This is a genomic window from Streptomyces sp. DH10 (assembly GCF_029813805.1).
In the GTDB taxonomy this organism is placed as follows: Bacteria; Actinomycetota; Actinomycetes; order Streptomycetales; family Streptomycetaceae; genus Streptomyces; species Streptomyces coeruleofuscus.
The window spans coordinates 43157-66763 of record NZ_JARVKU010000017.1; the positions used below are offsets into that span (position 1 = coordinate 43157).

A 23607-nucleotide genomic window follows, 5' to 3' on the forward strand; every position below is an offset into this window, starting at 1 on the left:
AGGAGGTAGGTGGATGACCAGTACGGTCCCCGCGCTCGGTACACGTACGGCCGAAGGCTCGGCCCTGCAAGCCGTGCTCCTCGACATGGACGGCACCCTGGTGGACACGGAGGGCTTCTGGTGGGACGTCGAGGTCGAGGTCTTCGCCTCCCTCGGCCACGTGCTCGACGAGTCCTGGCGGCATGTGGTGGTCGGCGGCCCCATGACCCGCAGTGCGGGGTTCCTGATCGAGGTCACCGGCGCGGACATCACGCTCGACGAGCTCACGGTGCTCCTGAACGACGGCTTCGAGAACCGCATCGGCCGCACCCTGCCGCTGATGCCCGGCGCCGGCCGGCTGCTGGCCGAGCTGTACGAGTACGAGATCCCCACGGCCCTGGTCTCCGCCTCGCACCGGCGCATCATCGACCGGGTGCTGACCTCCCTGGGCGCGCACCACTTCGCCCTGACGGTGGCCGGCGACGAGGTCCCGCGCACCAAGCCCCACCCCGACCCGTACCTCGCGGCCGCCGCCGGACTCGGCGCCGACCCCGCCCGGTGCGCCGTCATCGAGGACACGGCGACCGGAGTCGCCGCCGCCGAGGCCGCGGGCTGCCAAGTCGTGGCGGTGCCCTCCGTGGCCCCCATCGCCCCCGCCCTGAGGCGCACGGTCGTCACCTCTCTCGAAGAGGTCGACCTGACATTTCTGCATGGCCTGATGACGGAAATGCGCTAGGTGTTCACCCAGCGTGCAGCCGTGTTAGGGCGGTAATTCCGAAGGTGAATTCGACCTCTCCGGAGGGTCGAATTCGCGTACCTTCGAACCCGTTTACGGGTGTGACGTTCCCCACGCAGTCCGGGGTCGACGCCAAGTCCGGCGTGTGCTGCGCACCCCCTGCGGGGGGCCGTGGGCGTGCCCTTGTGTCCCGATTGATGGGACGCTGCACCAAAGCTTCCGCTGTCGGGTTTTCGGTGCGTCCACGCCCGGTTCCGCAGCGTGATGGGTGCTCAACTCCGGTGGCGGCGAACGCTCCTGCCGACCGCGACTAATCTCGTTGCGAGAACATCGCCCCACCCCCGTGATCCGCTGCGCCACCCCTGCATGCCGGGTACACGGAGTCGACAGCTCTGGAGAAACTCGAGCATGAACCGCAAGACTTTGGTGCTGCCGGCCGTGATCGGCCTGCTCGCGCCGGTGCTCGCCGCCTGTGGCGGGTCCGACAGCGGGAGCGACAACGGCGACGCGATCGTCGTCGGCACCACGGACCGGTTCACCGCCTCGAAGGACGCCCCCGCGCCCCTCGACCCGGCGTACGCCTACGACGTCGGCACCTGGAACATCCTGCGCCAGACCGTGCAGACCCTGATGATCCAGCCGCGCGGCGAGGGCGAGCCGGTACCGGAGGCCGCCGAGCGCTGCGGCTTCACCGACACCGGCAACGAGCGCTACGCCTGCACCCTGCGCGACGGCCTGAAGTTCGCGAACGGCGACCCCGTCACCGCGGCCGACGTCAAGTACTCGATCGACCGGGCCCGTTCCCTCAAGGCCGACAGCGGCGTGTTCGCGCTGCTGTCCACCATCGACACCGTCGAGACGCAGGGCGACAGCGAGGTCATCTTCCACCTCAAGACCGCCGACGCGACCTTCCCGTACAAGCTGTCGACGCCGGTCGCCGGCATCGTCGACCCCGACGAGTACCCGAAGAACAAGCTGCGCGACGGCTTCGACCTCCAGGGCTCCGGCCCGTACACCCTCAAGGCCGACGTCGAGGACGGCGAGCTGGTCAAGGCCGAGTTCACCCGGAACCCCGACTACAAGGGGAGCCTGAAGGTGAACAACGGCAAGGTCGACATGGTCTCCTTCAAGGACGCCGACGCCATGGGCGAGGCCTTGGACAAGGGCGACATCGACCTGATGACCCGCGCGATGTCGCCCGACCAGATCCGCAAGCTCTCGGGCGACGCGGACACCGGCGTCGACCTCGTCGAGATGCCCGGCCTGGAGATCCGCTACCTGGGCTTCAACACCGACGCCCCGACCGTGAAGTCCAAGGCCGTACGCCAGGCGATGGCCCAGGTCGTCAACCGCAGCGAGCTGGTCTCCAAGGTCTACGGCTCCCAGGCCGAGCCGCTGTACTCGCTGGTCCCGGCCAGCGTCACGGGCCACTCCAACTCGTTCTTCAACAAGTACGGCGACCCGAACGTCACCAAGGCCCGCTCCCTGCTGAACCAGGCGAACATCACCACCCCGGTGAAGCTGACGCTGCACTACACCACCGACCACTACGGACCGGCCACCAAGAAGGAGTTCGAGGTCCTGCGCGACCAGCTGAACTCCAGCGGCCTGTTCGAGGTCGGCATCAAGGGCACGCCGTGGGACACGTTCCGCCCGGCCGAGAAGAAGGGCGAGTACGACGTCTACGGCATGGGCTGGTTCCCGGACTTCCCGGACGCCGACAACTTCCTCGCTCCGTTCCTGGACAAGGACAACACCCTCGGCTCGCCGTACGACAACAACCAGATCCGCAACACCCTGATCCCGGAGTCCCGCCGTGAGGCGGACCGGTTGTCCGCCGCCTCCAGCCTGACGGACATTCAGGACATCGTCGCCTCCGACGTGCCGATGCTTCCGCTGTGGCAGGGCAAGCAGTACGTCGCCGCGCGCGACGACATCACGGGTACCGCGTACGCCCTCAACTCCGCGTCGACGCTCCAGTTGTGGGAGCTCGGCCGGGGCGTGAGCGGCTGACGGACCCGCTGGGACCCCGGGGCCGGTGACCGCGGCCCCCGGGGACCCGTGCCCCGGAGCCAGGGAGATGCTCCGGGTGTTCTCGAGAACCGACGACAAGGCACACACGTGAACATACGCAACCAGTGGCCGGTCCTGCCCATCGTGGCGGGGCTCGCCTCCGGCCTGCTGACCGGCTGTGGCACGGAGACCGGAGACTCCGCGGGGGACGGCTCCAACGTGGTGGTGGGGATGTCCGACGACGTCCTGGCCACCGACCCGGCCTCCGGCTACGACCCCGGCTCCTGGCTGTTGTTCAACAACGTCTTCCAGTCGCTGCTCAGCTTCCCCAAGGGCGCAACGGAACCCCAGCCGGAGGCCGCCGAGAGCTGCTCCTTCACCGACGCCCAGACCACGGTCTACAAGTGCACGCTGAAGGACGGCCTCAAGTTCAGCAACGGTGACGCGCTCACCTCCGAGGACGTCAAGTTCTCCTTCGACCGCATGCTGAAGATCAACGACCCGGACGGGCCCGCGGTCATGTTCCCCACGCTGGACAAGGTCGAGACGCCGGACGAGAAGACGGTCGTCTTCCGCCTCAACACGGCCGACGCCACCTTCCCGAGCAAGATCGCCTCGGGTGCCGGCTCCATCGTCGACCACCGCGAGTACGACGCGGACGGGCTGCGCAAGGACGGCAAGGCCGTCGGCTCCGGCCCCTACCAGCTCGACTCGTTCGACGACGAGCAGGCCGTCTTCTCCGTCAACGAGAACTACAAGGGCAGCGCCGAGGTGAAGAACACCGGCGTGACGCTCAAGTTCTTCGACGGCGACCAGACCGCCCTCAAGCAGGCCATCCAGAACGAGGAAGTCGACATCGCCTACCGCGGCCTCACCGCCGGCGACGTCGCCGACATGGAGAAGGCCGACGACGGCACCGGCGTCGAGGTCATCGAGGGCAGCAGCGCCGAGGTCCAGCACCTGGTGTTCAACATGGACGACCCGGTCGCCGGAAAGCTCGGCGTCCGCAAGGCCATCGCCCATCTGCTCGACCGTGAAGCCCTCATCAGGGACGTCTACCAGGGCACCGCGACCCCGCTGTACTCGATCATCCCGGCGGGTATCGCGGGCCACAACACGGCCTTCTTCGACACCTACGGAGCCCGCCCCTCCAAGGCGAAGGCCCAGGCCGCGCTGCGCGGGGACGGCATCAACGGCAAGGTGAAGCTGACCCTGTGGTCCACGCCGTCCCGCTACGGCCCCGCCACCGACCAGGAGTTGACCGCCATCGCCGGCCAGCTCAACGCCAGCGGCCTGTTCGACGCCGAGGTCAAGTCCGTCCCGTTCGGCCAGTACGAGAAGGACATCGCCGCCGGCAAGTACGGCGTCTACGTGAAGGGCTGGGTGCCGGACTACCCGGACGCCGACAACTTCACGGCCCCCTTCTTCGGCGAGGGCAACGTGCTGAGCAACAACTACGACAACGGCACCATCACCGGCACGCTCATCCCGCGCACCGCCGCCCTGACCAACCGGGCCGCCACCGACAAGGAGTTCGGGGAGCTCCAGGACATCGTCGCCGACGAACTGCCCGTCCTGCCGGTGTGGCAGGCCAAGCAGTACGCGGTCGTCCGCGACGGCGTCTACGGACTGGAGTACTGCCTCGACGCGTCCACCGTGTTCCGCTTCTGGGAGCTGAGCAAGGACGCCTGACGCACCCGCGGACAAGAGGGCGCCCCCTGCTCGGCAGGGGGCGCCCTCTTCGTGTTCCGGTGGTGAGGAGGCGTGAGGAGGACTACTGCGCGCCGGGGCGCACCAGTCCGCTCTCGTAGGCGTACACCGCGGCCTGCACGCGGTCGCGCAGACCCAGCTTGGTGAGCACATGCCCGACGTGCGTCTTGACGGTGGTCTCGCTGACGAACAGGTCGGCGGCGATCTCGGCGTTGGACAGCCCGCGCGCCACCAGCTTCAGCACCTCGACCTCGCGGTCGGTGAGCGTGTGCAGCGTGTCCGGCACGGGCTCCTCGCCCGACGGCAGATGCGTGGCGTACTTGTCGAGCAGCCGCCTGGTGATGCTGGGCGCGAGCATCGCCTCACCCCCGGCCACGACCCGGATCGCCTGCACCAGCTCGTTGGCCGGTGCGTCCTTCAGCAGGAAGCCGCTGGCGCCGGCCCGCAGGGCCTCGACCACGTACTCGTCCAGGTCGAAGGTGGTCAGCACCAGGACCTTCGCCGGACCGTCCCGCCCGGGGCCGGTGATCTGCCGGGTCGCCTCCACACCGTCCATCCGCGGCATGCGGATGTCCATCAGGACCACGTCGGGCTGTAGCGCCCGCACCTGGTCGAGCGCCTGGAGGCCGTCTCCGGCCTCGCCGACGACCGCGAGGTCCTGCTCGGCCTCCAGGATCATCCGGAAGCCCGTACGGAGCAGGGGCTGGTCGTCGACCAGTAGGACGCGGATGGCCACGTAAGTCTCCTTCGCTAGTCCGGCCCCATTCTGCCCTGCGCGAGGCCGCCGGACTCAGCCGCCCTGGCCGGTCGCCCTCAGCGGCAGCGGGTAGGGCGGGGGAGTGCCGCCGAACTCCGGGCAGTGGGCCTGGTGGTCGCACCAGCCGCACAGCTTCGTGGGGCGCGGCCGCCAGTCGCCCGTCTCGGTCGCCAGCCGGATCGCCTCCCACAGCGCCAGCAGCTTGCGCTCGACACGCTCCAGGTCGGCGAGGACGGGGTCGTACGTCAGCACCTGACCACTGCCGAGGTAGACCAGCTGGAGCCGCCTCGGGACCACGTTCTTCAGCCGCCAGACGACGAGGGCGTAGAACTTCATCTGGAACAGGGCGCCCTCGGAGTACTCGGGCCTGGGGGCCTTCCCCGTCTTGTAGTCGACGATCCGCACCTCGCCCGTGGGCGCCACGTCGACCCGGTCGATGATCCCGCGCAGCCGCAGCCCGGACTCCAGCTCGGCCTCGACGAACAGCTCCCGCTCGGCCGGCTCCAGCCGGCTGGGGTCCTCCAGGCTGAACCAGCGCTCGACGAGCTGCTCGGCCTCGCCCAGCCAGCGCGCCAGCCGCTCGCCCTGAGGATCGTCGGCGAACAGCTCCACGACCTCCGGCCGCGACTCCCGCAGCCGGTCCCACTGGCCCGGGATCAGCGACTTCGCCCGGGGCGCCGTGCGCTCGGCCGCCGGGGCGTCGAAGAGCCGCTCCAGGACCGCGTGCACCAGCGTGCCCCTGGTCGCCGCCTCGCTCGGCTTCTCCGGCAGCCGGTCGATGACCCGGAAGCGGTAGAGCAGCGGGCACTGCATGAAGTCACTGGCACGCGAGGGGGACAGCGAAGCGGGCGGTATGGCGGTTGGCTTGGTCTCGCTCGCCGTCTCCACCGCCGTCTCGATGACCGCCTCCACGGACCCGGCCGGGACCGGCGGATCCACCGCCGCGGCAGGGCTGCTGTCGGGCTGCGCCGCGCCCTCGGTGCTCGTCTCCATGCCTCAGACCATACGGCCCGCCACTGACAGTGACCCGGCCGCGGTCGCGCCGCGGGCAGGAGCGAGGAGGCGGGGCGGAGGAAACTCAGGGGTGCCGGGGCGGAACGCACCTCGGCAGACGCATACCATCGACTCGAGACCCTCCCGTCCGGCAGGCGCGGGAGACGCAGCGAACGAGGGGACACCGGTGGACGAGAGCGGCGGGCGCGGGCAGCCGCGGTCCGGCAACGAGGAGTCGGCCGAGCGTCACGCGGGGCCTCCGGCCCCGGCCGCCGACCCCACCTCCGCCGACGAACAGTCCACGGACGTACGGCGGTTCACCTCCACGAGCGACGACGACGCCCCTGCCGCGACGCCGCCGGCCCGGCCGGACGACCGCCCGTCCCCACAGACACCCGGACCGACGGCCGACGCGGCAGCGCCTGAGACCCCCGGCCCCGTCCGCCCGGCCGCCCCACGTCCGGGAGACCCGGCCCCCGGCCAGGACTCAGCCGCCACGACCGACGGCCCCCCGGACCGGCAGCGCCCGGAAGCCTCCCACCAGGAGCACCCGGGCAGCCCCGGGGCCGACACCCACGCCGACCCCGAAGGCAGCCACCGCCCGCAGACCGGCGCACGGGCGTACGACCCGGAGGCCGCGGCCCCGCGCAAGCCCCCCGCCCACGGCGAGCCCCAAGACACCCACCCCGCGGAGACGGACGCGCACGCCGACCGTCCGGAGGCCGATGCCCTCCGCAAGGCTCCCGCCCACGGCGAACACCAAGGCAATCAGCGCACCGAGACGGACGCGCCCTCCGACCGCCCCGAGTCCGATGCCCTGCGCAAGGCCCCGGCTCACGGCGAGAGCCAGGGCGGCCGCCGTTCGGCGACTGACGCGCACGCGGACGGCTCCGCGGCCGATGCCCTCCGCAAGGCTCCCGCCCACGGTGAACACGACGGCAGCCGTCCGCCGGAGGCCGACGCGCACCCCGACCGTGCCTACGCCACCGGCCCGCAGACAGACTCTGCCGGGGGTGAGCACGACGGCAGCCGTCCGCCGGAGGCCGACGCGCACCCCGACCGTGCCTACGCCACCGGCCCGTACACAGACCCTGCCGCGAGTGAGCCCGATGCGCACAGCCGGCACGCCACCTCCGGCCCCGGTGACCGTCACCTCGCGCACTCGGCGGACGGCAAGGGCCCCGCGCCCCAGCGCCCCCCGGAGCCGCGAGGCGGACTGCTGATGGGGCGGCCGTTCGGCGTGCCCGTCTACGTCGCGCCCAGCTGGTTCCTCGTCGCCGCGCTGATCACCTGGGTGTTCGGCGGGCAGCTGGAGCGCGTGCTGCCCGAGCTCGGCGCCTCCCGCTACCTGGTCTCGCTGTTCTTCGCGGTCGCCTTCTACGCGTCCGTACTGGTGCACGAGCTGGCCCACACGGTCGCCGCCCTCCGCTTCAAGCTCCCGGTCCGCCGTATCCAGCTCCAGTTCTTCGGTGGCGTCTCCGAGATCGAGAAGGAGGCCGAGACCCCCGGACGGGAGTTCGTGCTCGCCTTCGTCGGGCCGCTGCTCTCCCTCGTCCTGGCCGGTGTCTTCTACGCCGCCGTGCAGACCGTGGAACCCGGGACCGTCCCGGGCGTCCTGCTGGCCGGCCTGATGATCTCCAACCTCATCGTGGCCGCGTTCAACCTCCTGCCCGGCCTGCCCCTGGACGGCGGACGCATGCTCCGCGCGGTCGTCTGGAAGATCACCGGCAAGCCGATGACCGGCACCGTCGCCGCCGCCTGGGTCGGCCGCGCCCTCGCCGTCTCCGTCCTGATCGGCCTGCCCCTGCTGACCCAGTCCGGCGCCCTCGGCACCGAGGCCGTGGACAACGTCGGCATGGACACCGTCCTGGACGCCCTGCTCGCCGCCATCCTCGCCGCGATCATCTGGACCGGCGCCGGCAACAGCCTGCGCATGGCCCGCCTGCGCGAGCACCTCCCCGAACTGCGCGCCCGTGCGCTCACCCGCCGTGCCGTCCCGGTCGAGACCCACACCCCGCTCTCGGAGGCCCTGCGCCGCGCCAACGCCGCCGGAGCCCGCGCCCTGGTCGTCGTCGACGCCCACGGCAACCCTGTATCCCTCGTCCGCGAGGCCGCCATCGTCGGCGTACCCGAGCACCGCCGCCCCTGGGTCGCGGTCAGCGGCCTCGCCCAGGACCTCACCGACGGAATGCGCGTCTCGGCGGAACTGTCCGGCGAGGAACTCCTGGACGCCCTGCGCGCCACCCCGGCGACCGAGTACCTCGTGGTCGAGGAGACCGGCGAGATCTACGGCGTCCTGTCCGCGGCCGATGTGGAGCGGGCCTTCGTGAAGGCCATGGCCCGTCCCTCCTAGGGGCCGGACCGTGGTCGGAGGCCCTCTCAGGTGCCGGTAGGCTGGTCACATGTCCGAACCGACCGGTGCCGCCCGCAGGCGCGGGCCCTTCAAGGTCGGGGACCAGGTACAGCTGACCGACCCCAAGGGCCGCCACTACACGTTCACGCTCGAGGCCGGGAAGAACTTCCACACCCACAAGGGTTCCTTCCCGCACGACGAACTGATCGGTGCTCCCGAGGGCAGCGTTGTCCGCACCACCGGAAACGTCGCCTACCTCGCGCTGCGCCCCCTGCTCCCCGACTACGTCCTGTCCATGCCCCGCGGCGCCGCCGTGGTCTACCCCAAGGACGCGGGGCAGATCCTCGCCTTCGCCGACATCTTCCCCGGCGCCCGCGTCGTGGAGGCCGGGGTCGGCTCCGGCTCGCTCAGCAGCTTCCTGCTGCGCGCCATCGGCGACCAGGGCATGCTGCACAGCTACGAGCGCCGCGCGGACTTCGCCGAGATCGCCCAGGCGAACGTGGAGCGCTACTTCGGCGGCCCGCACCCCGCCTGGCAGCTCACCGTCGGTGACCTCCAGGACAACCTGTCCGACGCCGACGTCGACCGCGTCATCCTCGACATGCTCGCCCCCTGGGAGTGCCTGGAGGCCGTCTCCAAGGCGCTGGTCCCCGGCGGCATCCTGTGCTGCTACGTCGCGACCACCACCCAGCTCGCCCGGACCGTCGAGTCCATCCGCGAGATCGGCTGCTTCAACGAGCCGACGTCCTGGGAGACGATGATCCGCAACTGGCACATCGAGGGCCTGGCGGTCCGCCCGGACCACCGGATGATCGGCCACACCGGCTTCCTGCTCACCGCCCGCCGCCTCGCCGACGGTGTCGAGCCGCCCATGCGCCGCCGCCGCCCCGCCAAGGGCGCCTACGGCGAGGACTACGCCGGCCCCAACGCCGACGGCGGCAGCGGCCGCTGAGACGGCCCGCCGCCCCGCACAACGCACAGGCGCCGTGGCGGAGTTCCCGGACCCGGTCCGAACTCCGCCACGGCGCCTCACTGTTGCCCGGGGTGGCCGGGCGGCGAGTGAACCAGCGTGTGTCTGTTTGACCTGAAACAGGCCCCCCACGGACCGCCCTTCCGATGTGACACGGGCCGGCCGCGGCCCCGCGCCGGCAGGTGCCCGCTGAAACAGCGGCAGGGACCGTAACCCTTCTGACTTCCCCGGCACGGGACGTGCACACCCCGCCGTTCCCTCGCCGTGTGACGTGTGGCACCATGCTGGCCACCCCACCACCGGCACAGCCCTCAGGAGACACTCCTAGTGCAGCCTTCCGCCGTCCCGGAGCTCGCCCACACCCACACCCGCCCCATCCACTGGCTCGCCACCGCGACGGCAGTCGCCGGTGTCGTGGCCCTCTCCTCGGTCCTCCAGCCCGGCGCGGCGACGGCCGCTCAGCCGTCCGCCCCCGAGACCAGAAGCGCGCCGGCGAACGCGGCCGCGCCCGACCCGGCCGCGGTGGAGTTCCCCATCGAGTGCGGACCGGTGAAGGCAGTGGTGAAGAAGAAGGCCTCCGGCGACCTCGACGGCGACGGCCACCCCGAGACGGTGGCCGTGGTCCACTGCGACTCCCCGATGGGCACCCCGCCGGACGGCGTGTACGTCCTCACCCGGGGCGCCGACGGCGGCGCACCGCGCGTGGTGGCGACCCTGCTCGACCCCAAGGGCGGCACCACCGTCGGCGACTTCGCCGTGCGCGACGGCGCCGTCACGGCCGCGCTCCTCGGCTATTCGTCGCCCGATGTGCCCCGTTGCTGCCCCGATGTGCACAGTGACGCGAAATGGCGTTGGCAGAACGGCGCGTTCGTGCGCTCGGCGCCGGCCGGTGCCCGCAGCGTGTGAGGACCGTGCGCATCATGTGTGAGATATCAGACAGCAGTAACCGAACGTAGAGAAGTGGTCACTCTGCGTCCGGTCCGTACACTTCGGCCCTGTCCGAAACTCGACGTACGTGGATGCAGTCGCCCGGACACTCCTTCGCCGAGTCGATCACGTCCGTGAGAAGCGGCAGGGGAACGGGCGTTGTCGCGCCCTTGTCCTGGAGCAACTCGTCGTCGGCGCTCTTCACATAGGCCAGACCGTCGATGTCCAGCTCGAACACCTCGGGCGCGTACTGGGCGCAGATGCCGTCACCGGTACACAGGTCCTGGTCGATCCAGACCTCCAGTGCCTCGCCTTCGACCCCGGCCTCCTGCTGCACGCTCATGTCTCCTGCCGTTTCATGCGTCGAGCCGCGTCGGGAATCCGGCCAGCTCTGACGGGTGTTGAACGCTTCGACCCTACCTTCGGCTGGGTTCCAATCATGTTCGCTGGGTATTCCCCTGGCGTGAGGGAGAGCGCAAGGGTGAAGATCGGACACACCCCGACCGTCTTTGTGATCTAGGGGTTTCAATCGACACCCGCCCAGGTAGGGTCTGGAAGCGTCCAGCTCCCCTTGGAGGAGGTGAGGACCGTGGCAGCCCACGACGACGACATGAACCGCGGCATCCGCCCGGGACGCGGGTCCGACGACCCGGCCGGGCAGATTGCCTACCTTGAGCAGGAGATCGCCGTCCTGCGACGCAAGCTCGCCGACTCTCCGCGGCACACGAGGATTCTCGAAGAGCGGATCGTCGAGCTTCAGACCAATCTGGCCGGCGTGTCCGCACAGAACGAGCGACTCGCCAACACGCTCCGTGAGGCCCGTGACCAGATCGTGGCCCTCAAGGAGGAAGTCGACCGGCTCGCGCAGCCGCCGGCCGGCTTCGGTGTCTTCCTGACGGCGAACGAGGACGGCACCGCCGACATCTTCACCGGCGGCCGCAAGCTCAGGGTGAACGTCAGCCCCAGCGTCGAGCTCGACGAGCTCCGGCGCGGCCAGGAAGTGATGCTCAACGAAGCGCTCAACGTGGTCGAGGCCATGGAGTACGAGCGCGTCGGTGAAATCGTCACCCTCAAGGAGATCCTCGAGGACGGCGAGCGGGCCCTGGTGCTCGGGCACACCGACGAGGAGCGGGTGGTACGGCTCGCCGAGCCGCTGCTGGACGTCACCATCCGCGCCGGCGACGCCCTCCTGCTCGAACCCCGCTCCGGCTACGTCTACGAGGTCGTGCCGAAGAGCGAGGTCGAGGAGCTCGTCCTCGAAGAGGTCCCCGACATCGGCTACGAGCAGATCGGTGGTCTCGGCGGCCAGATCGAGGCCATCCGCGACGCGGTCGAGCTCCCGTACCTCTACCCGGACCTGTTCAAGGAGCACGAACTGCGGCCGCCCAAGGGTGTCCTGCTGTACGGGCCCCCTGGATGCGGTAAGACCCTGATCGCCAAGGCCGTGGCCAACTCGCTGGCCAAGAAGGTCGCCGAGGTGACCGGCCAGGCCCAGGGCAAGAGCTTCTTCCTCAACATCAAGGGCCCCGAGCTCCTGAACAAGTACGTCGGTGAGACGGAGCGGCAGATCCGCCTCGTCTTCCAGCGGGCCCGTGAGAAGGCCAGCGAGGGCACCCCCGTCATCGTCTTCTTCGACGAGATGGAGTCCCTCTTCCGCACCCGTGGCTCCGGTGTCAGTTCGGACGTGGAGAACACCATCGTCCCGCAGCTGCTCGCCGAGATCGACGGTGTGGAGGGCCTGCAGAACGTGGTCGTGATCGGTGCCTCCAACCGTGAGGACATGATCGACCCCGCCATCCTGCGGCCCGGCCGGCTGGACGTGAAGATCAAGATCGAGCGTCCGGACGCCGAGGCGGCCAAGGACATCTTCGGCAAGTACCTCACCGAGCGCCTCCCGCTGCACGGCGACGACCTCGCCGAGCACGGCGGCTCCAAGGCCTCCACGGTCCAGAGCATGATCCAGACGGCCGTCGAACAGATGTACGCCGAATCCGAGGAGAACCGCTTCCTGGAGGTCACCTACGCCAACGGCGACAAGGAAGTCCTCTACTTCAAGGACTTCAACTCCGGCGCCATGATCGAGAACATCGTGGGCCGCGCCAAGAAGATGGCGATCAAGGACTTCCTGGAGAAGAAGCAGAAGGGCCTCCGGGTCTCCCACCTCCTCCAGGCCTGCGTGGACGAGTTCAAGGAGAACGAGGACCTGCCGAACACCACCAACCCGGACGACTGGGCCCGGATCTCCGGCAAGAAGGGCGAGCGGATCGTGTACATCCGTACGCTCATCACCGGAAAGCAGGGCGCGGACACCGGACGCTCCATCGACACGGTGGCGAACACCGGTCAGTACCTGTAAAAGGCAGGGCGGCTGCGGGTGCCCTCGACGGGTACCCGCAGCCGACTGTTTTTCAGGCCACGGCTGGAGCAACGCAATGACGCAAATGATCTCCCCACCAGCGCAAAGGCGTTCTAGGCTCTTGCGTACCGCCAAGTCGCGCAGTGCGGGGACGGGCACCGCACACGCAACCGAGCGCCAGCGGTATCTGAGTGGCGCCCATGACCGAGGGCGCCGCCGGGCAAGGAGGGCCGCATGACCGTACGGCGAGTAATGGGCATCGAGACGGAGTACGGAATCTCCGTCCCCGGCCACCCCAACGCCAATGCCATGCTCACCTCGTCCCAGATCGTGAACGCCTACGCGGCGGCGATGCACCGGGCCCGCCGGGCCCGCTGGGACTTCGAGGAGGAGAACCCGCTGCGGGACGCCCGAGGCTTCGACCTCGCCCGCGAGGCCGCCGACTCCAGCCAGCTCACCGACGAGGACATCGGCCTGGCCAACGTGATCCTCACCAACGGCGCACGGCTCTACGTCGACCACGCACACCCCGAGTACAGCGCCCCCGAGGTCACCAACCCTCGGGACGCCGTCCTCTGGGACAAGGCCGGCGAGCGGATCATGGCGGAGGCCGCGGAACGGGCCGCGCAGCTGCCCGGTGCCCAACCGATCCACCTGTACAAGAACAACACCGACAACAAGGGCGCGTCCTACGGCACGCACGAGAACTACCTGATGAAGCGGGAGACCCCCTTCTCGGACATCGTGCGCCACCTCACGCCGTTCTTCGTCTCCCGCCAGGTCTTCACCGGCGCGGGCCGCGTCGGCATCGGCCAGGACGGGCACGAGCACGGCTTCCAGCTCAGCCAGCGAGCCGACTACTTCGAGGTCGAGGTCGGCCTCGAGACGACGCTCAAGCGCCCGATCATCAACACCCGCGACGAGCCGCACGCGGACGCCGAGAAGTACCGCCGTCTGCACGTGATCATCGGCGACGCGAACCTGTCGGAGATCTCGACGTACCTCAAGCTGGGGACGACCTCCCTGGTGCTGTCGATGATCGAGGACGGTTTCATCGCCGTCGACCTGGCCGTCGACCAGCCCGTCCGCACTCTCCACCAGGTCTCGCACGACCCGTCCCTGAAGCGCCTGATCACGCTGCGCAGCGGCCGTACGCTCACGGCGGTCCAGCTTCAGATGGAGTACTACGAGCTCGCGCGCAAGTACGTGGAGGAGCGGTTCGGGGCCGACGCCGACGACCAGACCAAGGACGTCCTCTCGCGCTGGGAGGACACCCTCACCCGTCTGGAGCACGACCCGATGAGCCTGGCCGGCGAGCTGGACTGGGTCGCCAAGCGGGAGCTCATGGAGGGCTACCGGCGCCGGGACGACCTCGACTGGGACGCGGCGCGGCTGCACCTGGTCGACCTCCAGTACGCCGACGTACGGCCGGAGAAGGGCCTGTACAACCGTCTGGTGGCCCGCGGGCGCATGAAGCGGCTGCTGGACGAGGCGGACGTCGAGCGGGCCCGTACGGCGCCGCCGGAGGACACCCGCGCGTACTTCCGCGGCCGCTGCCTGGAGCAGTACGCGGACGACGTGGCGGCGGCCTCCTGGGACTCGGTGATCTTCGACCTGCCGGGCCGGGACTCCCTCCAGCGGGTTCCAACCCTGGAACCGCTTCGCGGAACGCGTAATCACGTCAAGGAGCTTCTGGACCGCTGCCGTACGGCGGAAGACCTGGTCAGGGTCCTTTCGGGCGGGTGAGCGCGTTCAGCGGGTACTCGGGTGGGGCCCGCCGGACAGGGTGGAAAATCCCAGGTCCGGGAATCATCGAGGTGGTCCCCGTACGTTGGAGCAACTGCGGGGCCATTGTCAGACCCGGCGAGTAGGGTCTGATCTTGACCGAGCAACTGTGTCGGGCGAACCGAGCGGGGTGAGGGATATGGCGACCAAGGACACCGGCGGCGGACAGCAGAAGGCCACCCGGTCCACCGAGGAGGTCGAGGAGCAGGCGGCAGAGGCGCAGGCTTCCGAGGACCTCAAGGAGCGACAGGAGAAGCTGAGCGACGACGTGGACTCGGTTCTGGACGAGATCGACGACGTCCTCGAGGAGAACGCCGAGGACTTCGTGCGGTCCTTCGTGCAAAAGGGTGGCCAGTAGGGCGCCTGAGCCTTCATCCCGAAGGTGAGCGGGGTGCGTGGGTGACGGACGAGCCGGGCGCGGAGCGCTGTGCGCGGGGCAGAACACGACGTGATGCCCTCGCGTGCGGCGCTCCGGGCGTCGGTGGTGTCCGGAGCCCGGTGGCCCGCCCGTATGCGGGCGGCGGGCAAGTGCGGCGCCGCTCCGGCGGAGTTGGTTCCGCCGGGCATGTGGATCACCACCGAAGGACGGGTAGGGTCCGAGGCATACCGTGCCCCCGGTCGCAACCGGGCCGGGGTTGTTCCAAGGATCGGCCCGACGTCACAGGGCGGGCTGTCGCATACGTGGAAGGAATCGCGTGGAAGCCAACACTCGTAGCACCGGGCGTCTGCCAGCTGCCTTCCTGACGCCGGGGTCTGCCTCCTTCATGGACTTCCTGTCCGATCACCAGCCCGAACTGCTGCCGGGCAACAAGAAGTTGCCACCGGTGCAGGGCGCGATCGAGGCGCCGCACGGCACGACGATCGTGGCCGTGACGTTCCCCGGCGGCGTCGTCCTCGCCGGTGACCGGCGGGCCACCATGGGCAACGTCATCGCGCAGCGGGACATCGAGAAGGTCTTCCCGGCCGACGAGTACTCGGCCGTGGGCATCGCCGGTACGGCGGGTCTGGCCGTGGAGATGGTGAAGCTGTTCCAGCTGGAGCTGGAGCACTTCGAGAAGGTCGAGGGCGCCCAGCTGTCGCTGGAGGGCAAGGCGAACCGGCTGTCGACGATGATCCGGTCCAACCTCGGCATGGCCATGCAGGGCCTGGCCGTCGTGCCGCTGTTCGCCGGGTACGACGTGGACCGGGAGAAGGGGCGGATCTTCTCCTACGACGTCACGGGCGGGCGCTCCGAGGAACAGGGTTACGCGGCCACGGGTTCCGGTTCGATCTTCGCTCGCGGCGCGATGAAGAAGCTCTTCCGGGAGGACCTGAGCGAGGCCGAGGCCACGACGCTGGTGGTCCAGGCGCTCTACGACGCGGCAGACGACGACTCGGCGACCGGTGGTCCCGATGTCGCCCGCCGGATCTATCCCATCGTCACCGTGATCACCGAGGACGGTTTCCGCCGTCTCTCCGAGAACGAGTCGTCCGAGATCGCGCGCTCGATTCTGGAGCGGCGTCTGGAGCAGCCCGACGGTCCGCGGGCCGCGCTGCTGTGAGCGGCCGGCTTTCTTCATGAGCGTGGTCCAGTGAACCGACGGAATCTTCAAGAGAGGGACGGATAACCGGTGTCGACGCCGTTCTATGTCTCACCCCAGCAGCAGATGGCCGACCGGGCGGAATACGCCCGCAAGGGCATCGCCCGTGGTCGCAGCCTGGTCGTGCTGCAGTACGCCGACGGCATCGTGTTCGTCGGCGAGAACCCGTCCCGCGCGCTGCACAAGTTCAGCGAGATCTACGACCGGATCGGCTTCGCGGCCGCCGGCAAGTACAACGAGTACGAGAACCTGCGGATCGGCGGTGTCCGTTACGCCGACCTGCGAGGTTACACCTACGACCGGGGCGATGTGACGGCCCGCGGCCTGGCGAACGTGTACGCGCAGACGCTGGGCACGATCTTCTCGAGTGTCGGGGAGAAGCCGTACGAGGTGGAGCTGGTCGTCGCCGAGGTCGGCGAGACGACCGAGCAGGACCAGATCTACCGGCTGCCCCACGACGGATCCATCGTGGACGAGCACGGCGCGGTCGCGGTGGGCGGCAACGCGGAGCAGATCAGCAGCTACCTGGACCAGCGCCACCGGGACGGCATGACGCTGGCCGAGGCGCTGAAGCTGGCGGTGCAGTCCCTGTCCCGTGACACCAACGGCAGCGAGCGGGAGATTCCCGCGGAGCGGCTGGAAGTGGCGGTGCTGGACCGTACGCGGCCGCAGAAGCGCAAGTTCAAGCGGATCAGCGGGCGCCAGCTGAGCCGGCTGCTGGAGGCGGACGGGGCGACCACGGCGTCCGAGGCCGAGGCGGACGCGAACGCCGAAGCCGAGGCGGAGGCGTCCGGGGACAACGAGTAATCGTTCACTGCCGCGCCCAGGCCGTTTCGGCGGCCCGGGCGCGCGGCTGCCTCCGGCGGTTGAGCCGGGGTGCCTGCGGCGGCCTGTGCGGCTTCGGTGCGGGCGCGTTGTGGCCGCCCTGGCTGCGGGCAGGCGTGGGGCTAGGGGCGGCACGGGTGGGCGCGGCGGCACCTCGTCGCGCCGAGCTGCGCACCCGGCCCGCCCCGGCAGCGACGCCGAGCGGCTACGGCAAGCCCGGTGGTGCCGTAGAGCCCCGTACCACCAGCCGCACCGGGATGTCCCCACTCTCGGGCTCACGGCCCTCCAGGACGGCCAGCAGCGCTCCCATGCCCCGTTCGCCGAACAGCTCGGCGTCCAGGCGGACCGTCGTCAGTTCAGGGTCGATCGCCGTGGCCAGGGCCAGATCGTCCAGGCCGGTGACCGACAGGTCGTCCGGTACGCGCAGGCCAAGGCGGCGAGCTGCCTTGTACGTGCCGGCGGCCAGCTGGTCGTCGTCGCAGATCACGGCCGTAGGGCGGGGGCCGGGCTCGGAGAGGGCGGCTTCGGCCGCGGCCACCGCGCCCTCGATGGAGATCGGTGAGCGGGCCGTGCGGACGGACGTACCGGGCACCTCATCCAGACGAGCCGCCAGCTCTTGGGCGCGTACCTCGAAGGTCCAGGACGGTACGTCCGCCGCGAGGTGGAGGAACCGCCGGTGGCCGAGGGACAGCAGATGTTCCGCGGCCTGGCGGACACCGTCGGCGATGTCCAGGTTCACCGTCGCCGCCCCGAGGCTCCCCGCCGGGTCACTGTCCAGCATCACCAGCGGCAGCGCCTCCCCGCGGATCGCCGTCAGGGCCTCCGAGGCCATCGAGGACGCGATGACGCCGTCCAGGGCGGCCTGGGCGGAGGCGAAGGGGTCCGGAGCAGGGCCGATGCCCTCGGGAGAGGGGTACAGGACCACTCCGAAACCGTGATCGGCGGCGACGCGGGTGGCGCCCGTGTAGACGCCGGCGAAGAACTCCGTGGTCAGGGCGGGGACCACCAGGAGCACCGTGCGGGTGCGGCCCAGGCGGAGGTTGCGGGCGGCCAGGTTCGGGCGGTAGCCCAGGTCGCGCGCGGCTTCGCGGACCCGCTCCGCCGTCGCCTCCGAGACGCGCCCGCGCCATTTGTCCCCGAGGACCAGGGAGACCGCCGCCTGGGAGACGCCGGCGGCCTGTGCGACGTCCCGGCTCGTGGGACGCGTGCTGCCTCGTGCCACCGTCGGTCTGCTCCTTCGTCTGGACTCGTAAACAGCGGCCATGGTACGTATGGAACTCGACGTTATACGTAAAACCTAGGGCGGGGACATGGCCACGGGATACCTGGAGATCCTTCGGGCGCGACACGCCGCCCGGCTGCTCGTCGGCACGCTGGTCGGCCGGCTGCCCAATGCCACGGCCGCCATCGCGATCCTGCTGTTCGTGCGGGCCGAAGGCGGCTCGTACAGCGTCGCGGGGGCGCTGGTGGGTGTCTACGGCGTCGCCAACGCCGTGGGGCAGCCGGTGCTGGGCCGGCTGGTGGACCTGCGCGGGCAGCCGCGTGTGCAGCTGCCGGCGGCCGTCCTGTCCGGGCTCGCCATGGGCGTCTTCGCCTTCGGCGGGATCGGGTCACTGCCTCTCGCGTACGCCGCCGTCGCGGCCGCAGGACTCTTCACGCCGCCCCTCGAAGGCGGGCTGCGGGCCCTGTGGTCGTCCGTCCTCCGCAAGGAGGAACACGTGCACACCGCGTACGCCATGGACGCCGTGGCCCAGGAGGTGATGTTCACCCTCGGGCCGCTGCTCGTGACGCTGTGCGTGTCCCTGTGGTCCGCCCAGGCCGCGCTGCTGGTGCTGAACGTGGTCGGGGTACTGGGGGCGCTGTCCGTGGTGGCGTCGCCGCCCTCGCGCGCGTGGCGGTCGGCGCCGCGTGAGGCACACTGGCTCGGCGCGCTGCGCTCGCCGGGGCTGCTGGCGCTGCTGGCGGCGTTCCTGTTCATAGGCATCGCCCTCGGCTCCATCACGGTCGCCTCGGTGCCCTACGCGGACGACCACGGCGGCGACGTCGTCTACGGCTGGCTGATGGCGGCTCTGGGCTTCGGGGCGCTGGTCGGCGGCTCCGTCTACGGGGCCCGGCAGTGGGCCGGTGAGCCCGCGCGGCGACTGCGGGTGCTGGTAGCCCTTCTGGTGGTGTGTTACCTGCCGCTGATGCTCATGCCGGACGCGGTGCCCATGGTGGCGCTGACCGCGCTCGCCGGGGTCTTCCTCGCGCCCGCCATCGCCTGCGCGTTCGTCCTGGTCGACCGGCACGCGCCGCGCGGCACGGTCACCGAGGCGTTCTCCTGGCTGGTGACGACGTTCACCGTGGGCCACTCGGTCGGAGCGGGCGTCGCGGGGCCCGTCGTGGAGACGGGAGGGGCCCTGTGGGGCTTCGCCCTGCCGGGTGTCGCGGGGGGCGTGTCCCTACTGGTTTTGACCGCCACAGGACGGGTACTCGCAGCTCCCGGTGGGGGAGCGGTTGTTGCCGTCGGTTCGGAAAATGATCCAAACCGTGCCGTCGAACCCCGTTTCAGTTCAGGGGATCGGGCGTAATGTTCCCTCATGGACCGCCGCATTTTCGGGCTGGAGAACGAGTACGGCGTCACGTGCACGTTCAGGGGACAGCGCCGCCTGTCTCCTGACGAGGTGGCGCGGTACCTCTTCCGCCGTGTCGTGTCATGGGGCCGCAGCAGCAATGTCTTTCTGCGAAACGGCGCCCGCCTCTATCTCGACGTGGGTTCACATCCGGAATACGCCACACCCGAATGTGACAACGTGACCGAACTGGTCACCCACGACAAAGCGGGCGAGCGCATTCTCGAAGGACTCCTGGTGGACGCCGAACGACGCCTGCACGAGGAGGGAATCGCGGGCGACGTCTACCTCTTCAAGAACAACACCGATTCGGCGGGCAACTCCTACGGCTGCCACGAGAACTATCTGGTCGCCCGGCACGGGGAGTTCTCCCGGCTCGCGGACATTCTGATTCCGTTCCTGGTCACACGGCAGTTGCTGTGCGGCGCGGGCAAGGTGCTCCAGACGCCGCGCGGTGCCGTGTATTGCGTCAGCCAGCGGGCCGAGCACATCTGGGAGGGCGTCTCCTCGGCGACGACCCGCTCGCGCCCGATCATCAACACGCGTGACGAACCGCACGCGGACGCCGAGCGCTACCGCCGCCTGCACGTCATCGTGGGCGACTCCAACATGTCCGAGACGACCATGCTGCTCAAGGTCGGCGCCACCGACCTGGTACTGCGCATGATCGAGGCGGGCACGGTGATGCGGGACCTCACCCTGGAGAACCCGATCCGGGCGATCCGCGAGGTCAGCCACGACATCACCGGCCGCCGCAAGGTCCGCCTGGCCAGCGGACGCGAGGCCTCCGCCCTGGAGGTGCAGCGCGAGTACTACGAGAAGGCCCTGGACTTCTGCGACCGCCGCGGCATCCGCACCGGCACCGTGGAGCAGGTCCTGGAGCTGTGGGGCCGCACGCTGGACGCGATCGAGAGCGAGGACCTCGACCGCATCGGCACCGAGATCGACTGGGTCATGAAGTACAAGCTCCTCGAGCGGTACCGGGCCAAGCACAACATGACCATGTCGCATCCGCGCGTCGCGCAGATAGACCTCGCCTACCACGACATCCACCGCCGTCGCGGCCTGTACTACCTGCTCGAGAAGAAGGGGCAGGCAGCGCGGATCTGCAACGACTTGAAGATCTTCGAGGGCAAGTCCGTACCGCCGCAGACCACTCGGGCCAGGCTGCGCGGCGACTTCATCCGGCGCGCGCAGGAACAGCGCCGTGACTTCACGGTCGACTGGGTGCACCTCAAGCTCAACGACCAGGCCCAGCGCACCGTGTTGTGCAAGGACCCGTTCCGTTCCGTGGACGACCGAGTGGAGAAGCTGATCGCCGGAATGTGAGGAAATGCGCCGGCGGGGAAATCGCCGGAACGCCACACGGGCGCCGTACGTTACAAGTACGGCGCCCTGCTCACGCCGTAGAGTTGCGCGCACGCCATCAATGAGATCGACCGATTACGAGGCCCCCACAGTGCGCCGACGCTCACTTCTCATCTCCGTACCCGCTGGACTTGCCACGCTCGCCGCATGCGGTGACGACAAGTCCGACTCGAGCAAGGCCAGCGACAGCCCGTCGCCCTCGGCTTCGGCGCCGTCCGCGGCCCCGCCGCCGAAGATCGTCGACGGTCCGCTGCCGGCGGTCACCGCGGGCACGAAGTTCGACGAGAAGCCGACGATCGCCAAGGGCAGCTCAGAGCCGTCGAAGCAGCTCGCGGTGAAGACCCTGGTCGCGGGCAGCGGCAAGGCGATCGCGGAGAACGACTTCGTCGTCGCGAACTACCTGGGCCAGGTCTGGAACACCGCCAAGGTCTTCGACAACTCCTACGACCGCAAGGCACGCCTGGCCATCCAGCTCACCCAGGGCCAGATCATCGACGGCTGGCGGTACGCGCTGGCCGGCAAGAAGGCCGGCAGCCGTGTCGAGATGGCCGTCCCGCCCACCTGGGGCTACGGCTCGCAGGGCAACCCGCAGGCGGGCATCAAGGGCACCGACACGCTGGTCTTCGTCGTCGACGTGCAGGACACGTTCAACGCCAAGAGCTCCGCCAAGGGCAAGGAAGTCCCGCAGGGCAACGCGGACCTTCCCAAGGTCGGCACCAACACCGACGGCAAGGCGCCCTCCATCGAGGTGCCCAAGTCGGCCGCGCCTAAGAAGCTCGTCGCGGAATACGTCCTGGAGGGTGACGGCGAGGAGGTCGCCGCCGACAACAGCGTCCTCGTGCAGTACAAGGGCGTGCTCTGGGACGGCGGCAAGGAGTTCGACTCGTCGTACGCCAACAAGCAGCTGGTGTCGTTCTCGCTCCAGCAGGTCGTCAAGGGCTGGGCGCAGGGCCTGACCGGCAAGAAGGTCGGCAGCCGCGTCCTCATCGTCATCCCGCCGGAGCTGGGCTACGGGGACAACCCGCCGCAGGGCAGCGGCATCAAGAAGGACTCCACGCTGGTCTTTTCGGTGGACATCCTCGCGAAGCTGTGACGCGCGCGGGATGTAAGACTGTGCGTGTTCGCCTTTCCGCAGACAAGCAGGAGCTAGAGACGTGAGCATCGACAAGCCCGAGATCGACTTCCCGGGCGGCGAGCCCCCGGCGGACCTCGAGATCAAGGACATCTGGGAAGGCGACGGCCCGGTCGCACAGGCGGGCCAGACCGTCACCGTGCACTACGTCGGCGTGGCCTTCAGCACGGGCGAGGAGTTCGACGCCAGCTGGAACCGCGGCACCCCCTTCCGCTTCCCGCTGGGCGGCGGCCGGGTCATCAAGGGCTGGGACCAGGGCGTGCAGGGCATGAAGGTCGGCGGCCGCCGCCAGCTGACAATCCCCGCCCACCTCGCCTATGGCAACCAGAGCCCGACCCCGGCGATCAAGCCCGGCGAGACGCTGATCTTCGTGGTCGACCTGCTCGGAGTCTGAGCAAGATCCGAACAGACTCGATCACGTGGGGCCCATGCCTGTTCGGGCATGGGCCCTCGGCTTTTGCCGGGCCACCGTGTGGCGGTACGGTCATCGCTCGTAAGCACCATAGGGAGGCGAAGCGCTTCGATGGCCATTGCCAAGGCCGAGCGTCTGATGAACCTGGCGCTGTGTCTGCTCGGGACGCGGCGGCCGCTCAGCAAGCGTGAGCTGCGCGACTCCATCGAGGCCTACGTCGAGGCCTTCGGCCCCGGCAATGGCCCGGGCGGCAACGACGACTCCTTCAACCGCATGTTCGAGCGCGACAAGGACGACCTGCGCGAACTCGGGCTGGTCATCGAGACCGTCGAGAGCCTCGACGGCGAGATCGGCTATCTGGCCCGCCGCGACAGCAACCGCCTCCCGCCCATCACCCTGGACGCCGAGGAGGCCGCCGCACTCGGGCTCGCCGCCAAGGTCTGGCAGCAGGCCCGGCTCGCCGGCGCCGCCAGCGGCGCCCTCCAGAAGCTGCGCGCGGCGGGACTCCCCGAGGACGTCGACCCGTACGGGTCGCACGGCGCCCTGGAGCCGCGCATCCCGGTGCACGAGGCGGCGTTCGAACCGCTGATGCTCGCCTGCCGGGACCGCAGGCCCGTCGTCTTCGACTACCGCAAGGCCACCGCCGCCCACCCCGAGCAGCGGCATGTGGAGCCATGGGCGCTGGAGTGCTGGCGGGGCCACTGGTACCTGGCGGGCTGGGACCGTGACCGAGGCGCCGAGCGGGTCTTCCGGCTGTCCAGGATCACCGGCAAGGTCCGCTCGCGCGGCGGCCGGTACACCGCCGACGTGCCGGATGTCGTCACCGTCCGTGAGACCGTCGCGAGCTGGGCCGGGGAGATCACCGACCGCTCGGCGCGGATCCGGCTGCGCTCGGACGCGGGGTACCCCCTTCGGGCGAAGGCCACCTCCGTACGGGAACTCGGTGACGGCTGGGACGAGTTGGAGATTCCGTACGGCCACGGGCTGGACGCCTGGCTGGTGGAGTTCGGGCCGGACGTGGTGGTCCTGGAACCCGCGGAGCTGCGGGCCGACGTGGTGGACCGGCTACGCGCCGTGGCCAAGGGCTGAGGGGGAGCGG

General features: G+C 69.8%; 19 protein-coding genes and 1 pseudogene. 16 read left to right on the forward strand and 4 right to left on the reverse strand.

Annotation, left to right across the window (positions count from 1 at the left end):
• The first annotated feature begins 13 nt into the window (after positions 1–13).
• From QC385_RS29920 to QC385_RS29930, 3 genes are all read left to right on the forward strand, one after another.
• Positions 14–715: an HAD family hydrolase gene (locus QC385_RS29920; RefSeq protein WP_279544515.1), complete on the forward strand. Its 702-nt coding sequence runs from the start codon at positions 14–16 to the stop codon at positions 713–715.
• 408 nt (positions 716–1123) lie between these two features.
• Entirely contained in the window at positions 1124–2728 is a 1605-nt protein-coding gene (locus QC385_RS29925) for an ABC transporter substrate-binding protein (protein WP_279544516.1), read from the forward strand.
• 108 nt (positions 2729–2836) lie between these two features.
• Positions 2837–4420 (forward strand): ABC transporter substrate-binding protein, encoded by a 1584-nt coding sequence (locus tag QC385_RS29930; protein WP_279544517.1) that lies wholly within the window; start codon positions 2837–2839, stop codon positions 4418–4420.
• An 82-nt stretch (positions 4421–4502) separates the two neighbouring features.
• Here QC385_RS29930 and QC385_RS29935 read toward each other — a convergent pair whose 3' ends face one another.
• Positions 4503–5174, reverse strand: coding sequence for a response regulator (locus QC385_RS29935; RefSeq protein ID WP_073899715.1), 672 nt, complete (start codon positions 5172–5174; stop codon positions 4503–4505).
• A 14-nt stretch (positions 5175–5188) separates the two neighbouring features.
• Positions 5189–6188, reverse strand: a pseudogene (locus QC385_RS29940) (RecB family exonuclease).
• 817 nt (positions 6189–7005) lie between these two features.
• Here QC385_RS29940 and QC385_RS29945 point away from each other — a divergent pair.
• From QC385_RS29945 to QC385_RS29955, 3 genes are all read left to right on the forward strand, one after another.
• A complete protein-coding gene (locus tag QC385_RS29945) occupies positions 7006–8541 on the forward strand; it encodes a site-2 protease family protein (RefSeq protein ID WP_336621335.1) in 1536 nt (511 codons plus the stop codon).
• A gap of 49 nt (positions 8542–8590) precedes the next feature.
• Positions 8591–9493: a tRNA (adenine-N1)-methyltransferase gene (locus QC385_RS29950; protein WP_086843993.1), complete on the forward strand. Its 903-nt coding sequence runs from the start codon at positions 8591–8593 to the stop codon at positions 9491–9493.
• A 345-nt stretch (positions 9494–9838) separates the two neighbouring features.
• Positions 9839–10417: a hypothetical protein gene (locus tag QC385_RS29955; RefSeq protein ID WP_279544519.1), complete on the forward strand. Its 579-nt coding sequence runs from the start codon at positions 9839–9841 to the stop codon at positions 10415–10417.
• A 58-nt stretch (positions 10418–10475) separates the two neighbouring features.
• Here QC385_RS29955 and QC385_RS29960 read toward each other — a convergent pair whose 3' ends face one another.
• Complete coding sequence (locus tag QC385_RS29960; RefSeq protein ID WP_059419413.1) at positions 10476–10781, reverse strand: ferredoxin; 306 nt, start codon at positions 10779–10781, stop codon at positions 10476–10478.
• Between the two features lie 246 nt (positions 10782–11027).
• Here QC385_RS29960 and arc point away from each other — a divergent pair, with 246 nt between their 5' ends.
• The 5 genes from arc (at position 11028) to prcA (ending at position 16966) form a co-directional block, all read left to right on the forward strand.
• Complete coding sequence (gene arc / locus QC385_RS29965) at positions 11028–12794, forward strand: proteasome ATPase (RefSeq protein ID WP_279544520.1); 1767 nt, start codon at positions 11028–11030, stop codon at positions 12792–12794.
• Positions 12795–13028: 234 nt separating this feature from the next.
• A complete protein-coding gene (dop, locus tag QC385_RS29970; protein WP_338776789.1) occupies positions 13029–14540 on the forward strand; it encodes a depupylase/deamidase Dop in 1512 nt (503 codons plus the stop codon).
• A gap of 178 nt (positions 14541–14718) precedes the next feature.
• Positions 14719–14937, forward strand: a complete 219-nt coding sequence (locus tag QC385_RS29975) for a ubiquitin-like protein Pup (protein WP_030244016.1) — start codon at positions 14719–14721, stop codon at positions 14935–14937.
• 337 nt (positions 14938–15274) lie between these two features.
• Entirely contained in the window at positions 15275–16120 is an 846-nt protein-coding gene (gene prcB, locus QC385_RS29980; protein ID WP_150479904.1) for a proteasome subunit beta, read from the forward strand.
• Positions 16121–16189: 69 nt separating this feature from the next.
• Complete coding sequence (gene prcA / locus QC385_RS29985; RefSeq protein ID WP_279544521.1) at positions 16190–16966, forward strand: proteasome subunit alpha; 777 nt, start codon at positions 16190–16192, stop codon at positions 16964–16966.
• Between the two features lie 223 nt (positions 16967–17189).
• Here prcA and QC385_RS29990 read toward each other — a convergent pair whose 3' ends face one another.
• Positions 17190–18206, reverse strand: a complete 1017-nt coding sequence (locus QC385_RS29990) for a LacI family DNA-binding transcriptional regulator (protein ID WP_279544522.1) — start codon at positions 18204–18206, stop codon at positions 17190–17192.
• Positions 18207–18294: 88 nt separating this feature from the next.
• Here QC385_RS29990 and QC385_RS29995 point away from each other — a divergent pair, with 88 nt between their 5' ends.
• The 5 genes from QC385_RS29995 (at position 18295) to QC385_RS30015 (ending at position 23597) form a co-directional block, all read left to right on the forward strand.
• Positions 18295–19554: an MFS transporter gene (locus tag QC385_RS29995; protein ID WP_279544523.1), complete on the forward strand. Its 1260-nt coding sequence runs from the start codon at positions 18295–18297 to the stop codon at positions 19552–19554.
• Positions 19555–19563: 9 nt separating this feature from the next.
• Positions 19564–20925, forward strand: a complete 1362-nt coding sequence (gene pafA / locus QC385_RS30000) for a Pup--protein ligase (RefSeq protein WP_059419425.1) — start codon at positions 19564–19566, stop codon at positions 20923–20925.
• Between the two features lie 130 nt (positions 20926–21055).
• Complete coding sequence (locus tag QC385_RS30005; protein ID WP_279544632.1) at positions 21056–22057, forward strand: FKBP-type peptidyl-prolyl cis-trans isomerase; 1002 nt, start codon at positions 21056–21058, stop codon at positions 22055–22057.
• A 61-nt stretch (positions 22058–22118) separates the two neighbouring features.
• On the forward strand, positions 22119–22490 hold the full coding sequence (locus QC385_RS30010) for an FKBP-type peptidyl-prolyl cis-trans isomerase (protein ID WP_019754140.1): 372 nt from the start codon (positions 22119–22121) through the stop codon (positions 22488–22490).
• Between the two features lie 129 nt (positions 22491–22619).
• Positions 22620–23597: a helix-turn-helix transcriptional regulator gene (locus QC385_RS30015; RefSeq protein WP_086850470.1), complete on the forward strand. Its 978-nt coding sequence runs from the start codon at positions 22620–22622 to the stop codon at positions 23595–23597.
• The last annotated feature ends 10 nt before the right edge of the window (positions 23598–23607 follow it).

Excerpts from the sequence above, each read along its gene's own strand:
- QC385_RS29920 (WP_279544515.1), top strand. The coding sequence starts at position 14 with ATGACCAGTACGGTCCCCGCGCTCGGTACACGTACGGCCGAAGGCTCG.
- QC385_RS29925 (WP_279544516.1), top strand. The coding sequence starts at position 1,124 with ATGAACCGCAAGACTTTGGTGCTGCCGGCCGTGATCGGCCTGCTCGCG.
- QC385_RS29950 (WP_086843993.1), top strand. The coding sequence starts at position 8,591 with ATGTCCGAACCGACCGGTGCCGCCCGCAGGCGCGGGCCCTTCAAGGTC.
- QC385_RS29960 (WP_059419413.1), bottom strand. The coding sequence starts at position 10,781 with ATGAGCGTGCAGCAGGAGGCCGGGGTCGAAGGCGAGGCACTGGAGGTC.
- dop (WP_338776789.1), top strand. The coding sequence starts at position 13,029 with ATGACCGTACGGCGAGTAATGGGCATCGAGACGGAGTACGGAATCTCC.
- QC385_RS29975 (WP_030244016.1), top strand. The coding sequence starts at position 14,719 with ATGGCGACCAAGGACACCGGCGGCGGACAGCAGAAGGCCACCCGGTCC.
- QC385_RS29995 (WP_279544523.1), top strand. The coding sequence starts at position 18,295 with ATGGCCACGGGATACCTGGAGATCCTTCGGGCGCGACACGCCGCCCGG.
- pafA (WP_059419425.1), top strand. The coding sequence starts at position 19,564 with ATGGACCGCCGCATTTTCGGGCTGGAGAACGAGTACGGCGTCACGTGC.
- QC385_RS30015 (WP_086850470.1), top strand. The coding sequence starts at position 22,620 with ATGGCCATTGCCAAGGCCGAGCGTCTGATGAACCTGGCGCTGTGTCTG.